Source organism: Kribbella sp. NPDC051137, from assembly GCF_040682535.1.
GTDB classification, from domain to species: domain Bacteria; phylum Actinomycetota; class Actinomycetes; order Propionibacteriales; family Kribbellaceae; genus Kribbella; species Kribbella karoonensis.
This window is the reverse complement of the sequence record NZ_JBFBBI010000006.1, coordinates 521,403-534,764: the sequence shown is the minus strand read 5'-3', so window position 1 is coordinate 534,764 and position 13,362 is coordinate 521,403. Positions and strand designations below refer to the sequence as shown.

General features: G+C 70.2%; 12 protein-coding genes. 9 read left to right on the top strand and 3 right to left on the bottom strand.

Annotated features, from left to right (window positions below; genetic code table 11):
• Positions 1-18: 18 nt before the first annotated feature.
• Entirely contained in the window at positions 19-801 is a 783-nt protein-coding gene (locus AB0M51_RS33265; protein WP_344192231.1) for an alpha/beta hydrolase, read from the bottom strand.
• A 159-nt stretch (positions 802-960) separates the two neighbouring features.
• On the opposite strand from AB0M51_RS33265, the gene AB0M51_RS33260 reads away from it, so the two are divergent.
• Positions 961-1,407 carry a phage holin family protein gene (locus AB0M51_RS33260; protein ID WP_344192233.1) on the top strand — a complete coding sequence of 149 codons (447 nt, stop codon included), beginning with the start codon at positions 961-963 and terminating at the stop codon, positions 1,405-1,407.
• Entirely contained in the window at positions 1,404-1,688 is a 285-nt protein-coding gene (locus AB0M51_RS33255) for a DUF3618 domain-containing protein (RefSeq protein WP_344192235.1), read from the top strand. Before AB0M51_RS33260 ends, AB0M51_RS33255 begins: the two co-directional genes overlap by 4 nt.
• 1 nt (position 1,689) lies before the next feature.
• On the opposite strand, the gene AB0M51_RS33250 is transcribed toward AB0M51_RS33255, so the two are convergent.
• Positions 1,690-2,946, bottom strand: coding sequence for an RNA polymerase sigma factor (locus AB0M51_RS33250; RefSeq protein WP_344192237.1), 1,257 nt, complete (start codon positions 2,944-2,946; stop codon positions 1,690-1,692).
• Positions 2,947-2,970: 24 nt separating this feature from the next.
• Between AB0M51_RS33250 and AB0M51_RS33245 the strand changes: the two genes are divergently transcribed.
• The 7 genes from AB0M51_RS33245 (at position 2,971) to AB0M51_RS33215 (ending at position 12,380) form a co-directional block, all read left to right on the top strand.
• Complete coding sequence (locus AB0M51_RS33245; RefSeq protein ID WP_344192239.1) at positions 2,971-3,348, top strand: hypothetical protein; 378 nt, start codon at positions 2,971-2,973, stop codon at positions 3,346-3,348.
• 77 nt (positions 3,349-3,425) lie between these two features.
• Positions 3,426-6,434, top strand: a complete 3,009-nt coding sequence (locus AB0M51_RS33240; RefSeq protein ID WP_344192241.1) for a glycine--tRNA ligase — start codon at positions 3,426-3,428, stop codon at positions 6,432-6,434.
• The gene (locus AB0M51_RS33235) at positions 6,431-7,402 is read left to right on the top strand and encodes a pyridoxal-phosphate dependent enzyme (RefSeq protein WP_344192243.1); all 972 of its coding nucleotides are present in this window, start codon (positions 6,431-6,433) and stop codon (positions 7,400-7,402) included. The genes AB0M51_RS33240 and AB0M51_RS33235 overlap by 4 nt, the downstream gene beginning before the upstream one ends.
• The gene (locus AB0M51_RS33230) at positions 7,395-8,303 is read left to right on the top strand and encodes a ribonuclease Z (RefSeq protein ID WP_344192245.1); all 909 of its coding nucleotides are present in this window, start codon (positions 7,395-7,397) and stop codon (positions 8,301-8,303) included. Before AB0M51_RS33235 ends, AB0M51_RS33230 begins: the two co-directional genes overlap by 8 nt.
• 110 nt (positions 8,304-8,413) lie before the next feature.
• Positions 8,414-9,538, top strand: coding sequence for an EfeM/EfeO family lipoprotein (locus AB0M51_RS33225; RefSeq protein WP_344192248.1), 1,125 nt, complete (start codon positions 8,414-8,416; stop codon positions 9,536-9,538).
• Complete coding sequence (gene efeB, locus AB0M51_RS33220; RefSeq protein WP_344192250.1) at positions 9,535-10,728, top strand: iron uptake transporter deferrochelatase/peroxidase subunit; 1,194 nt, start codon at positions 9,535-9,537, stop codon at positions 10,726-10,728. Before AB0M51_RS33225 ends, efeB begins: the two co-directional genes overlap by 4 nt.
• Positions 10,729-10,751: 23 nt before the next feature.
• Positions 10,752-12,380 (top strand): alkaline phosphatase family protein, encoded by a 1,629-nt coding sequence (locus AB0M51_RS33215; RefSeq protein ID WP_344192252.1) that lies wholly within the window; start codon positions 10,752-10,754, stop codon positions 12,378-12,380.
• Positions 12,381-12,420: 40 nt separating this feature from the next.
• Here AB0M51_RS33215 and AB0M51_RS33210 read toward each other — a convergent pair whose 3' ends face one another.
• Positions 12,421-13,359: a YafY family protein gene (locus AB0M51_RS33210; RefSeq protein WP_344192254.1), complete on the bottom strand. Its 939-nt coding sequence runs from the start codon at positions 13,357-13,359 to the stop codon at positions 12,421-12,423.
• Positions 13,360-13,362: the final 3 nt, after the last annotated feature.

Here is a 13,362-nt window from a genome sequence, read left to right as displayed (position 1 = left end):
CGGGCGCCCTTCGTGCTGTCAGCCACAGAAGTCCGCGATCACCGGGGCGATCGCCGACGCCTTGATCATGTGGTTCTGCCCCGGAATCTCGGTGTGCCCGGCGCCCGGTACGGCGGCCGCGAGCGCCCGCGTCGACGTCTTCATCCACGCGGGGCTCTTGCCGCCGCTCGCCACCAGCACGGGCTGGTCGATCGGCGCCCACTGCGCGGCGTCCATCGGTTCGCCGAAGCAGTTCTCGCCGAGCACCTGGGCGTCGTACGGCAGCGTGTGCGCGATCGCCCGCATGTTCTTCCAGGCCGGCATCAGCTTCATCACCGTGACCAGGATCCCGGGCAGTCCGATGCCCTTGGTGAAGAAGTACTTGATCGCGTCGTCCGGGCCGAGCGCGGTCAGCTCCGCGACCCAGTCACGCGGGATCTGCTTGCGGCTGTCGTCGACGACGTACGGCGGCTCGAACGCGACCAGCTTCTCGACCGGTAGCCCGGCCGCGGTGGCCCGGAGCGCGAGCGCCGCACCGGACGACGAGCCGTAGACGTACGCCGATCCACCGGCCGCCTCGATCACCGCGGCCAGGTCCTCGATCTCGCGGTCCACGGCGTACGCGCCGGTGTCGCCGGAGTCGCCGCGTCCGCGCCGGTCGTAGTTGTAGACCGTGAACCGGTCCGCGAGCGCCTCGGCGAGCTCGGGCATCGGGCCCTGCGCGCGCGAGCAGAGCGCGCCGTCGACGAGGACCAGGGCGGGCCCGCTGCCGCGCCGGTCGTAGGCGATGGTGGTGCCGTCCTTCGAGAGCACGGTTTCCATGGTGGGTTCCTCCTGTTGGATGACGATCTCACCACTGCGTCGAGCACGCGGAAGCGATGTCGACAGGCTGTGATCTACATCACACGGACTTCAGGCTGGATGCGTAGCGTCACGGCCTCTGGGTACCGGGTCCGAAGCCGAGCACGGGAGGCGGTCCAGGTGACAACCCATCCGGAGATCGTCCGGCATCCGGCCGGACCGAACGGTCAGCACGACAACGTCGGCGCACTGGTCAGCCAGGCGACCAGCGATCTGAGCCAGCTGGTTCGCGACGAGCTGCAGTTGGCCAAGGCCGAGCTGAAGCAGAAGGGCAAGGAGGCCGGCGTCGGCGCCGGACTTTTCGGCGGAGCCGGCACGCTCGCGGTCTACGGACTCGGTGTGCTGATCGCCGCCGCGGTGCTCGGACTGGCCACCGCGTTGCCGGGTTGGCTGTCGGCGCTGATCGTCGCCGCGGTGCTGTTCGTGATCGCGACCGTCGCGGCCCTGCTCGGCAAACGGCACGTCACGCGGGCCACTCCGCCTGTTCCGCAAGGCGCCGTCGACGGTATGCACGAGGATCTGGAAGCACTCAAGGGACACCAGCCGGAAGGGAAGGCCCGATCGTGAGCACCACCAGGAATGCGGCGCACCGCGAGCCGATGTCCGAGAGCGAGACGCTCCGCGTCGATCTGGAACAGACCCGGCAGCACCTGGCCGACACCGTGCAGGAGCTGAGCCGGCGGCTGAATGTGCCACACCGGATGAAGGAGACGGCCGGACACGCCGGCCAGACGATGAAGGACCTGCCGGGCGTCGGCAAGCGGCACCCGAAGGCGACCGCCGCGATCGGCGGAGCGGTCGTCGCCGGCGCCGGTGCGATGGCCTGGATGGCCAGCCGGCACAAGTAGTTCAGCAGGCGGCGGCGCGTTCGAGCAGCAGCTTGCGTTCGCGTTCGTTGCGAGTGAGCGCGGCGGCCTTCTCGAACTCGGCGCGCGCCTCGTCGAGGCGGCCGAGCTTGAACAGCAGGTCGCCGCGGACACTCGGCAGCAGGTGGTAGTCCTTCAGCGACGGGTCGTCGGCGAGCAGGTCGACCGCCTGCAGCCCGCGTTCGGGCCCGAACGCCATCGAGATCGCGACCGCCTGGTTGAGCTCGACCACCGGTGACGGCGTGAGCTGCGCGAGTACGGCGTACAGGCCGGCGATGCGGGCCCAGTCGGTGTCGTCCGGGTCGGCGGCCCGCGCGTGACAGGCGGCGATCGCGGCCTGCAGGAGGTACGGGCCGGGCGGCTTCTCCAGGGCCCAGGCGCGGTCGATGCCCTCCAGGCCGCGGCGGATCAGCAGGCGGTCCCAGCGACGGCGGTCCTGGTCGAGCAGCAGCACCGGCTCGCCGTCCGGGCCGGTCCGGGCGTTCGCGCGGGAGGACTGCAGCTCCATCAGGGCGAGCAGGCCGAGCACTTCGGGTTCGGCCGGCATCAGCTCGACGAGCAGCCGGCCGAGGCGCATCGCCTCGTTGCACAACGCCGGGCGCATCCAGTCGTCACCGGCGGTCGCGGAGTACCCCTCGTTGTAGATCAGGTACACGACCTCGAGGACCGACTGCAGGCGGTCGAGCAGCTCGGGTCCGGACGGCACCTCGAACTCGACGCCGGCCTTCGCCAGGTTGCGCTTGGCCCGGACGATCCGCTGCGCGATCGTCGGCTCCGGGGCCAGGAACGCGCGGGCGATCTCGTCGGTCTTCAGGCCGCCGAGCAGTTTCAGCGTCAGCGTGACCCGGGCGTCCATCGTCAGCACCGGGTGGCAGGCGGTGAACACCAGCCGGAGCAGGTCGTCCTCGATGTGGTCCTCGAGGATCGCCTCGACGTCGTCCTCGACCGATTCGCCGTCGATCTCCAGTTCGTGGCCCAGCTCGGCCAGCTTGCGCTGGTACGTCTCCTTGCGCCGGATCAGGTCGATCGCCCGGCGCTTCGCGATCGCCATCAGCCAGGCACCCGGATTCTGCGGTACGCCGGACTGCGGCCACTGCTCCAGCGCCGCCACCAGCGCGTCCTGGGCCAGCTCCTCGGCCAGGCCGACGTCCCGGACGATCCGCGCGACACCCGCGACGATCCGCGCCGACTCGATCCGCCAGACCGCGTCGACCGCCCCCTGCGCCTCAGCTACCGTCACCCGCCGATAGTAGACACTGCACAGGTGGACCTGCTGCGCACCGCACTCAGCCTCCTCGTCCTGGACCTCCGGAGTACCGGTGGCCTCACCCTGCAACTGCTGGACGAGCCCGCGCTCGACGACCCGGCGTACGACTCGCTCTGGCTGCTCTCGGGCGACGACTGCCGCACCGGCCTGCTCGCCTTCCGCGACCTGCCCGCCGCCGAGCAGGTGGTTCAGGTCGCCGAACAGGTCCAGGACTTCGTCCACGAGGAACTGTGCCGCCTGGGCCTCCCTGTCACCTGGCCGGAGTGCCCCGACCATCCGGCGTCCCATCCGCTGACCCCGGCACTGTCAGGCGGTCATCCCAGCTGGCAGTGCCCGAAATCAGCCCAACCGGTCGCCGCGATCGGCGAGCTGTAGGAAGGCGAACGGTATCCGGGGGATAGCACCGGCACGCAGCGAATAGACTTCGTGACCGGAAACCCCCAGACGATGGCATGAGGTTTGCTGTGCTCACCATGCAGGACGCGCTGCTCGCGCTGACGAAGTACTGGACCGACCGGGGCTGCATGATCGTGCAGCCGTTCAACACCGAGGTCGGTGCCGGAACGCTGAACCCGGCGACCATCCTGCGGGTGCTCGGTCCCGAGCCGTGGCGGGTGGCGTACGTCGAGCCGAGTGTCCGGCCGGACGACAGCCGCTACGGCGAGAACCCGAACCGGCTGCAGACGCACACCCAGTTCCAGGTCGTGCTGAAGCCGGATCCGGGCAATCCGCAGGAGCTGTTCCTGGACAGCCTCGAGGCGCTCGGGATCGACATCGACGCGCACGACGTACGGTTCGTCGAGGACAACTGGGCGAACCCGGCGACCGGTTCCTGGGGGCTCGGCTGGGAGGTCTGGCTGGACGGCCTGGAGATCACCCAGTTCACCTACTTCCAGCAGGCCGGCGGCATGACGCTGGACCCGGTGTCGGTGGAGATCACCTACGGCATCGAGCGGATCATGATGGCGCTGCAGGGCGTCTCGCACTTCAAGGACATCGCCTACGCGCCGGGCATCTCGTACGGCGAGGCGTTCGGCCAGGCGGAGTACGAGATGAGCCGGTACTACCTCGACGACGCCGACGTGGAGTCGCAGAAGCGCCTGTTCGAGGAGTACGCGAACGAGGCCCGGCGGATGATCGACGACCGCCTCCCGGTGCCCGCGCACATTCAGGTGCTGCGGTGTTCGCACACGTTCAACATCCTCGACGCCCGGGGCGCCGTGAGTACGACGGAACGCGCGAAGGCGTTCGGCCGGATGCGGACGCTGGCCCGCGAGGTGTCGCGGCTGTGGGCGGAGCGCCGCGACGAGCTGGAGCACCCGCTGGGGCTCGCCGAGTTGCCGCCGGCCGCGCCGGAGCCGACCGGGTTCCCGGCGATCAGCGGCACCCGGCAGCTGACCTTCGAGATCGGCACCGAGGAGATGCCGCCGTCCGAGGTCACCAAGACCGCCGCCGCGGTGCAGGCCGCGCTGGAGGAGAAGCTGGCCGCGACGCGGCTCGAGCACGGGAAGATCACCACGTACGCGACCCCGCGCCGGGTCGTCGCGTTCGTCGCCTCGGTGCACGCGGGGGAGCCGGACGCGGAGCGGGTGGTGCGCGGTCCGCGGAAGGCGGCCGCGTACGACGCCGACGGCAACCTGACGAAGGCCGCCGCCGGGTTCGCCCGCGGGCAGAAGGCCGACGAGAGCGAGCTGCACGACCTGGAGGTCGACGGCGTCGAGTACGTCGCGGTCACCAAGCCGGACCCGGGTCGCGGTGCGGCTGAGGTGCTGAGCGGCGTACTCAGCGAGATCGTCGCCGGCCTGCGCTCGGACAAGAACATGCGGTGGAACGACGCGAAGCTGTCCTTCACCCGGCCGATCCGCTGGCTGGTCGCGCTGCTCGGTGACGAGATCGTCCCGGTCTCCGTGTCGAGCCTGGCCGCCGGCCGGACCACCCGGGTGCACCGGACCGCGGCGCAGCCGAAGGTCGAGATCGCGTCCGCCGAGGGGTACCTGGACCTGCTCCGGATCCACGGCATCGAGGCCGACCCGGCGCGCCGCCGCGCGACCGTCGTGGAGGCCGCGGCCGACCTGTCCGCGAAGGTACAGGGCACGGTCGACGTCGAGGGCGAGGCCGCGCTGGTCGACCAGATCGTCAACCTGATCGAGGAGCCGACGCCGATCCTGGGCGGGTTCGCGCCGGAGTACCTCGACCTGCCGGGCGAGATCCTGACCACGGTGATGCGCAAGCACCAGCGGTACCTGCCGGTGCGCGACCACGACGGCAAGCTGCTGCCGCACTTCGTTGCCGTGGCCAACGGTTCGGTCGACGAGGACGTCGTCCGCGCGGGCAACGAGGCGGTCCTGCGGGCCCGTTACGAGGACGCCGCGTTCTTCTGGCGGGCCGACCTCGACACGCCGCTGGAGTCGATGAAGGGCGAGCTGGACAAGCTGGCCTTCGAGGAGCGGCTCGGCTCGATGGCCGACCGGGCCGGACGGATCGGGCGGATCGCGCTGAAGCTCGCCGCGACGCTCGAGCTCGACGGGGACGATCTCGCGACCCTGAAGCGCGCGGCGGAGTTGGCGAAGTTCGACCTCGGCTCGCAGATGGTCGTCGAGCTGACCAGCCTGGCCGGGACGATGGCCCGCGAGTACGCGAACCGTGCGGGTGAGACGGAGGCGGTCGCGCAGGCGCTGTACGACATGGAGCTGCCGCGGTCGGCCGGTGACCCGGTCCCGTCGACGACTCCCGGCGCACTGCTCGCGCTGGCGGACCGCTTCGACCTGCTCGCCGGGCTGTTCGGCGTCGGCGCGAAGCCGACCGGCAGCTCGGACCCGTTCGCACTGCGGCGGGCGGCCGCGGGTGTGGTCGCGATCCTCCGGGAGCACCCGGAGCTGCGGGCGATCACGCTGCCGGTCGGCCTGCGGGCGGCCGCGGACGAGATCGGTGCCCAGGGCATCGACGTACCGGCGGAGTCGCTGGACGAGGTCGCCGAGTTCACCGTACGGCGGTACGAGCAGCAGCTGATCGACCGCGGCGACGACCACCTCCAGGTGGCCGCCGTGTTGCCGCTGGCAACTGCTCCGGCCGCCGCGGACGAGACGCTGAAGGCCCTGCAGGACCTGGTCGGTAACAGTGACTTCGCCGGCCTGGTCGCGGTCCTCCAGCGGGTCCGGCGGATCGTCCCCGAAGGCACCGCGGCGGAGTACGACCCGGCCAAGCTCACCGAGCCGGCCGAGGTCGCCCTGCACGAGGCGGTCCAGAAGATCGGCCAGGCACCCACCGGCCTGTCCGACTTCGTCACCGCCACGTCCGTCCTGGTCGGCCCGGTGAACGCGTTCTTCGACGACATCCTCGTGATGGCGAAGGAGCCGGACCTCCGCGCCGCCCGCCTCGGCCTGCTCGCAACCATCAGCAAACTCGCCGCCCCGGTCCTCGACTGGCAGGCCCTCGGCACCAGCCTGAGCCCCGCGGAATGATCGGTCCCGCAGAGGTTGCCGAACGGGCCGGGCAGATCGCTCCGGCCCTTCGGCAGCACCTGACGTTGACACCGTTCGTGCGGTACGAGGCGCTCAGCGACGACGTCGGTGCCGAGGTGCTGGTGAAGTGCGAGCATCAGCAGCGGACCGGGTCGTTCAAGGCGCGTGGGGCGATGGCGAAGGTGCTCACGTTGACCGGCGAGCAGCGCGCGGCCGGTGTGGTGACGGCGTCCACGGGTAACCACGGGCTCGGGGTCGGGAACGCGTTGGCGACGCTGGGTGGACAGGGGATCGTCTATCTGCCGGAGAACGCGGCTCCCGGAAAGGTGGCCGCGCTCAAGCGCTTCGGGCTCGAACTGCGGGCCGAGGGCAACGACACCGGTGTGCTGGAGTCGAAGGCTCGCGTGTACGCCGCGGAGAACGGGCTGACGTACGTGCCGCCGTACAACGACCCGGAGATCGTGGCCGGGCAGGGGACCGTCGGCGTGGAGATCGTGGAGCAGCTCGACGGTCGGCCGCTCGACGCGATCGTGGTGTCGGTCGGTGGCGGTGGGCTGATCAGCGGGGTCGCCGCGGTGCTGAAGAAGCAGCTGCCGAACGTCAAGGTGTACGGCGCCCAGCCGGCCGTCGACGACGCGATGGCGGCATCGGTGCGAGCCGGCGAGATCGTCCGGGTGGAAGCCGAAGCGACCTTGTCGGACGGTACGGCGGGCAGCGTCGAGCCCGGGAGTATCACGTTCGGGCTGTGCCGGGACCTGGTCGACGACTGGGTGCTCGTGCCCGAGGACCGGATCCGGGACGCGTTGCGGCTGGTGATCGACACCGAGCACCAGTTGATCGAAGGCGCGGCGGCCCTGGCGTTCGCGGCCGCGCGCGAGCGACGTACCGAACTGGCCGGGCAGCGGGTCGCGGTGGTGTCCTGCGGCGGCAACATGTCGTCCTCGACCTTGGTGCGCGCGCTTGCGTGAGCTCGTCGTCCTCGGGACCGGCAGTCAGGTGCCGTCGCGGGAGCGGACACAGAACGGGTACTTCCTGCGGTGGGACGACCAGGGGTTCCTGTTCGATCCGGGGGAGGGCACCCAGCGGCAGATGATCTTCGCCGGGGTTCCGGCCGGTGCGATCACGCGACTGTGTGTGACGCACTTCCACGGGGACCACTGCCTCGGCGTACCGGGGGTGGTGCAGCGGCTGTCGCTGGACGGCGTACCGCATCCGGTGCACGCGCACTATCCGGCGTCGGGACAGACGTACTTCGACCGGTTGCGGTACGCGGCCTCGTTCTTCGAGCGGGCCGAGCTGCTCGAGGAGCCGGTGGAGGAGGACGGGCTGCTGTCCGTCGGGTCGTTCGGGCAGTTGTGGGCGCGCCGGCTGGAGCACCCGATCGAGTCGTTCGGGTACCAGTTGGTCGAGCCGGACGGGCGGCGGATGCTGCCGGGGCGGCTCGCGGAGTACGGCGTGACCGGGCCGGACGTCGGGCGGTTGCAGCGGGCGGGATCGATCGAGGTGGGCGGGCGGACCGTGCGGATCGAGGACGTCAGCGAGGTACGGCGGGGGCAACGGTTCGCGTTCGTGATGGACACCCGGTTGTGCGCGAACGTGCTGCGGCTGGCCGAGGACGCCGACCTGCTGGTGATCGAGTCGACCTACCTGTCGGCGGAAGCGGAGCTGGCCCGCCGGTTCGGGCACCTGACCGCGCGGCAGGCGGCGCGGGTCGCGGCCGAGTGCGGCGTACGGAAACTGGTCCTGACGCACTTCTCCCAGCGGTACCTGGAGCCGGAGCGCTTCCACGAGGAGGCGGCCGAGGAGTTCTCCGGAGAGGTCGTGGTGGCGTCGGATCTCAGCAGAATCTCAGTTCCGGCCCGTCGCTAGCGAACAGTTAGTGACGGCGCGGCGAACACGCCCGAACCGGGAAGACGGCATCATCGGCCGGGATTAGCATTGCCCGCGAATACAACGGCCGATCCCCAGGAGCAGATCTCGTGCGCACGCCCCGTCCACTGCCGGCGGTTGTGGCGCTGGTTGTGCTGGGAGCGGCGGCCGGGGTGACGGTATGGCGGCCCTGGGAAGGTGCGGCCGGCGCGACGGCCGGATCGAGCGGGATCAGCGTGTCCAGGAGCCAGTGCGGGCAGGGCTGGACGGACCCGCGGATCGGGCGGCAGGTGCTGACCGTGCACAACACGGGCGATGCTTCCGCCGAGGTCGACGTGGTCGAGGTCGACAGCCGGAAGGTGTACGGCGAGGTCGAGGGACTCGGGCCGAACACCAGCGCGCAGGTCGACGTACAACTCGGTGCCGGGAAGTACGCGATCCGTTGCCTGATCGAGGACACCGACGCGATCACCGGCCCGACCGTCACGATCAGCGGCGACGGGCAGGGCGGACCGGCCGTGGTGCCGGTGACCAAGAACGACATGCTGCCGCTGGTGAAGAAGTACGAGGCCGGTGTCGCGCGCGGTGTCGCGGATCTGGTGACGAAGACGGGCAAACTGCGCGCCGACGTGGACGGCGGCAATCTCGACGCCGCCCGGACCGACTGGCTGGCCGCGCACCTGGCGTACAACTCCCTCGGCGCGGCCTACGGTGCGTTCGGCGACTTCGCCGACAAGATCGACGGCTCGGACGCCGGGTTCCACCCGCTGGAGAAGGGTTTGTGGCACAACGCGTCCGCCGCGGCCCTGAAGCCGATCGCGACCCAGTTGGCCGCCGACGTACGCGCCCTGCAGAAGGACCTGCCGAACGAGCAGGTCGATCCGAACGACCTCGGTCTGCGTGCCCACGAGATCATGGAGAACGCGCTCCAGTTCGAGCTGACCGGCGAGAACGACCAGGGCAGCGGTACGTCGCTGAACACCGCGCTGGCGAACCTGAACGGTACGGCGAACGTGCTGGCCGTCCTCGACCCGGTCCTCAAACCCCGGTACGCCGACCTGCCACAGGTGCGGAAGTGGGAGAACCGCGTGCGGGCGCTGCTGGCCGCCCACCAGAACACGCCCGTCGACAAGCTCGACCACACGACGCGGCAAGAGCTCAACGGCGCGGTCGGCGAACTGTTGGAGAAGCTCGCCCCGGTGGCCGCGATCTGCGACGTACGGAGGACCGGATGAGCGGATTCGACCGGCGGTCCTTCCTGCGCGGGACGTTGGCCGGGGCCGGTGCGGCCGCGGTGACCGGGCTGACGCTGAACGCCGACGCCGCGACGCCGACGTCCGTGCCGTTCCACGGCGTACATCAGGCAGGCATCGTCACGCCGCAGCCGGCGCAGGCGGTCTTCGCGTCGTTCGATGTGATCGCGGCGGACAAGGGCGAGCTGACCGACCTGTTCACGACGCTGACCGAGCGGGCGCGGCTGCTCACCGCGGGCGGCGCGCTGCCGCCGCTCGGGATCACCGCGCCGCCGGCCGATTCCGGCGTACTCGGGCCGGAGATGCCGGGCGACGACCTGACGGTCACCGTCGGTGTCGGCGCCTCGCTGTTCGACGCGCGGTACGGACTCGCCGAACTGAAGCCGGCGAAGCTCACCGCGATGAAGACGTTCCCGAACGACAGCCTCGACGAGGCCTTGTGTCACGGGGATCTGAGCCTGCAGCTGTGCGCGACCGAGACCGACACCGTGCTGCACGCCCTGCGCGACATCGCCCGGCACACCCGCGGCGCGATGCAGCTGCGCTGGCGGGTCGACGGGTTCCGGAGCAAGCCGCGGCCGGCCGGGACGCCGCGCAACCTGATGGGCTTCAAGGACGGGATCGTCCAACCGGCCTCGGCCGACCACGACAAGCTCGTGTGGGTCGGCAAGGGCAACGGCGAACCGGCCTGGACCGAGGGCGGCAGCTACCAGGTGCTGCGCCAGATCCGGATGCTGGTCGAGTTCTGGGACCGGGTGTCGCTCGGCGAGCAGGAGAACATGTTCGGCCGCCGCCGCGACACCGGTGCGCCGCTGGACGGCAGCAGCGAGACCGACCTGCCGGACTACCCGGCCGACCCGACCGGCTCGGCGATCCCGCTGACCAGCCACATTCGCAAGGCGAACCCGCGGACGCCGGACACCGCGTCCAGCCAGTTCCTGCGCCGTGGCTACAACTACGACAAGGGCACCGACGCCGTCGGTGACCTGGACCTGGGCCTGCTGTTCTGCGCCTACCAGCAGGACATCGCCCGGCAGTTCGAGGCCGTCCAGACCAGGCTGGCCGACGAGCCGCTCGTCGACTACATCCGGCCGGTCGGCGGCGGCTATTTCTTCACGCTTCCCGGTGTACGGGACGGCAACGACCACTTCGCGCGGTCGTTGCTCGCATGAGGTATTCATCAGGAGGAGAAGGCATGCGCGCAAGACTCCCTGTCGCCGCCACGGCAGTCGCTGCCGCGACGGGCTTGTTGCTGGCCGCCTGCGGCGCACCCGGCGCCGCCCAGCAGGTGACCGACGCCGGCGCGGCGTTCACGGCGGCCGACGCCGCGTCGTACCGTCCGGCTGGGACCACCACGCCGATCAAGCACGTGGTGGTGATCTTCGGCGAGAACATCTCGTTCGACCACTACTTCGGCACCTACCCGAAGGCGGCCAACACCGACGGTACGCCGTTCACGGCCGCCCGGCACACGCCCCAGGTCAATGGTCTGACCAACCAGTTGCTGACGAACAACCCGAACGCGTACAACCCGAAGCGGCTGTCGCCGTCGCAGGCGATGACCTGCGACCAGAACCACGGGTACTCCGCGGAGCAGAAGGCCGTCAACGGCGGCAAGGACGACAAGTACGTCGAGTACACCGAGACGTCCAAGTGCACCGGGCAGCCCGTCCTGTTCGGTGAGCCGGGTCTGGTGATGGACTACTTCGACGGCAACACCGTCACCGCGATGTGGAACTACGCCCAGCACTACTCGCTGAGCGACAACTCGTTCGACTCCGTGTACGGCCCGTCCAGCCCGGGTGCCATCAACCTGATCTCCGGGCAGACGCACGGCGTCCAGGCCTACGACCCGAAGACGGGGCAGCCGACCACCGACGCGTACGCCGTACAGTCGCCGGACGCCAACGGGATCGGCACCATGACCAACGATCCCGACCCGTTCTACGACGACTGCTCGGACAACAACGGCAAGTCGACGAACAACCTGGCCGTGATGCACGGGCAGAACATCGGTGACCTGCTGAACAAGCAGAAGGTCACCTGGGGCTGGTTCCAGGGCGGCTTCAAGCCGACCGGTACGGCCAACGGCAAGGCTGTCTGCGGTGCCCAGCACACCAACGTCGGCGGCAACGCGGTGAACGACTACAGCCCGCACCACGAGCCGTTCATGTACTACAAGTCGACGTCCAACCCGAAGCACCTGCCGCCGTCGTCGGTGGCCGCGATCGGTCACACCGACCAGGCCAACCACCAGTACGACACGTCGGACTTCGACGCGGCGCTGGCGGCGAACAACCTGCCGGCGGTCAGCTTCCTGAAGGCCGGCGCGTACCAGGACGGCCACGCCGGGTACTCCGACCCGCTGGACGAGCAGGCGTTCATCGTCAAGGAGATCAACGCGCTGCAGAAGTCGCCGGAGTGGAAGTCCACCGCGATCGTGCTGGCCTACGACGACTCCGACGGCTGGTACGACCACGTGACGCCGCCGAGCGTCAACGGTTCGAACGACGCGGCGCTCGACCAGGCGGCGTTGTGCGGCCAGAAGCACGTCGCGGGCGGGTACGCCGACCGCTGCGGCTACGGCCCGCGGCTCCCGCTGCTGGTGATCTCGCCGTACGCGAAGACCAACCACGTCGACCACGCGCTGACCGACCAGACCTCGATCCTGAAGTTCATCGAGGACAACTGGGGGACCGGCCGGATCGGTGACCACTCGTTCGACGAGCGGGCCGGCAGCCTGAACAGCCTGTTCAGCTGGTGGTCGCACCCGAACACCAAGCAGCTGATCCTGGACCCGAAGACCGGGGCCGTCGTCAGCTGAGCACCTCCCCGCGATGCCCTGATCGACAAGAGGTCGTCGATCAGGGCATCGCGGCGTTCAGGCGGGTCGCCAGGGCGCGGATGGCGTCGATCAGTTCCGGAGGGTCCTGCACCTCGAACGGCAGGCCGAGGAGGCCGAGGTGCGCCGCGATCTGATCGAGTTCGTGAGCGCCGGTCTCGACCAGTGTGGTCGTCTCGTCGATCGCGGTCACCGAGGCGACGTTCGGGCCGTAACGGTCGGCGACGTCCGCGGCGGACGCATGCACCAGGATCCGCGCCTGGTAGCGGTAGCCGCCGTACGCCACGCCACGGTTCGTAGTGGCCAGCTCCGGTACTTCGCGCGGGGTGAACCGCGGACCGGTCGGGACCCGCGGCTCCAGCCGGTCGACGCGGAACGTGCGCCAGTCGTCGCGGTCGAGGTCCCACGCGACCAGGTACCACCGCCGTCCGGTGTGCACGAGCCGGTGCGGCTCGGCCGTCCGCGTGGTCGCCGTACCGTCGTGGTTGCGGTAGTCGAAGCGCAGCCGGTGGCGGTCGCGGCAGGCCGCGGCGACGGCCAGCAGGACGTCGGGTTGCACGGACGGGCCGCCCGCGGGCGTCACGGTGACCTGTTGGAGCAGCTCGATGCGGTAGCGGAGGCGGGACGGCAGGACCTGCTCGAGCTTGGTGAGTGCGCGTACGGCGGCCTCCTCGGTACCTGCGACGGTTCCGTTGGCGGCGGCGCGGAGGCCGACCGCGACGGCGACCGCCTCCTCGTCGTCGAGCAGCAGCGGCGGAAGCGCCGCGCCGGCACCGAGGCGGTAGCCGGCCACCCCGGGTACGGCGTCGATCGGGTAGCCGAGGTTGCGCAGCTTGTCGACGTCCCGCCGTACCGTCCGGACCCCGACACCGAGCTCACCGGCCAGGGCTGAGCCGCTCCACTCCTTGGGCTGCTGCAAGAGGCTCAGGAGCTTGAGCAGTCGTGCGGACGTTTCGATCATGTC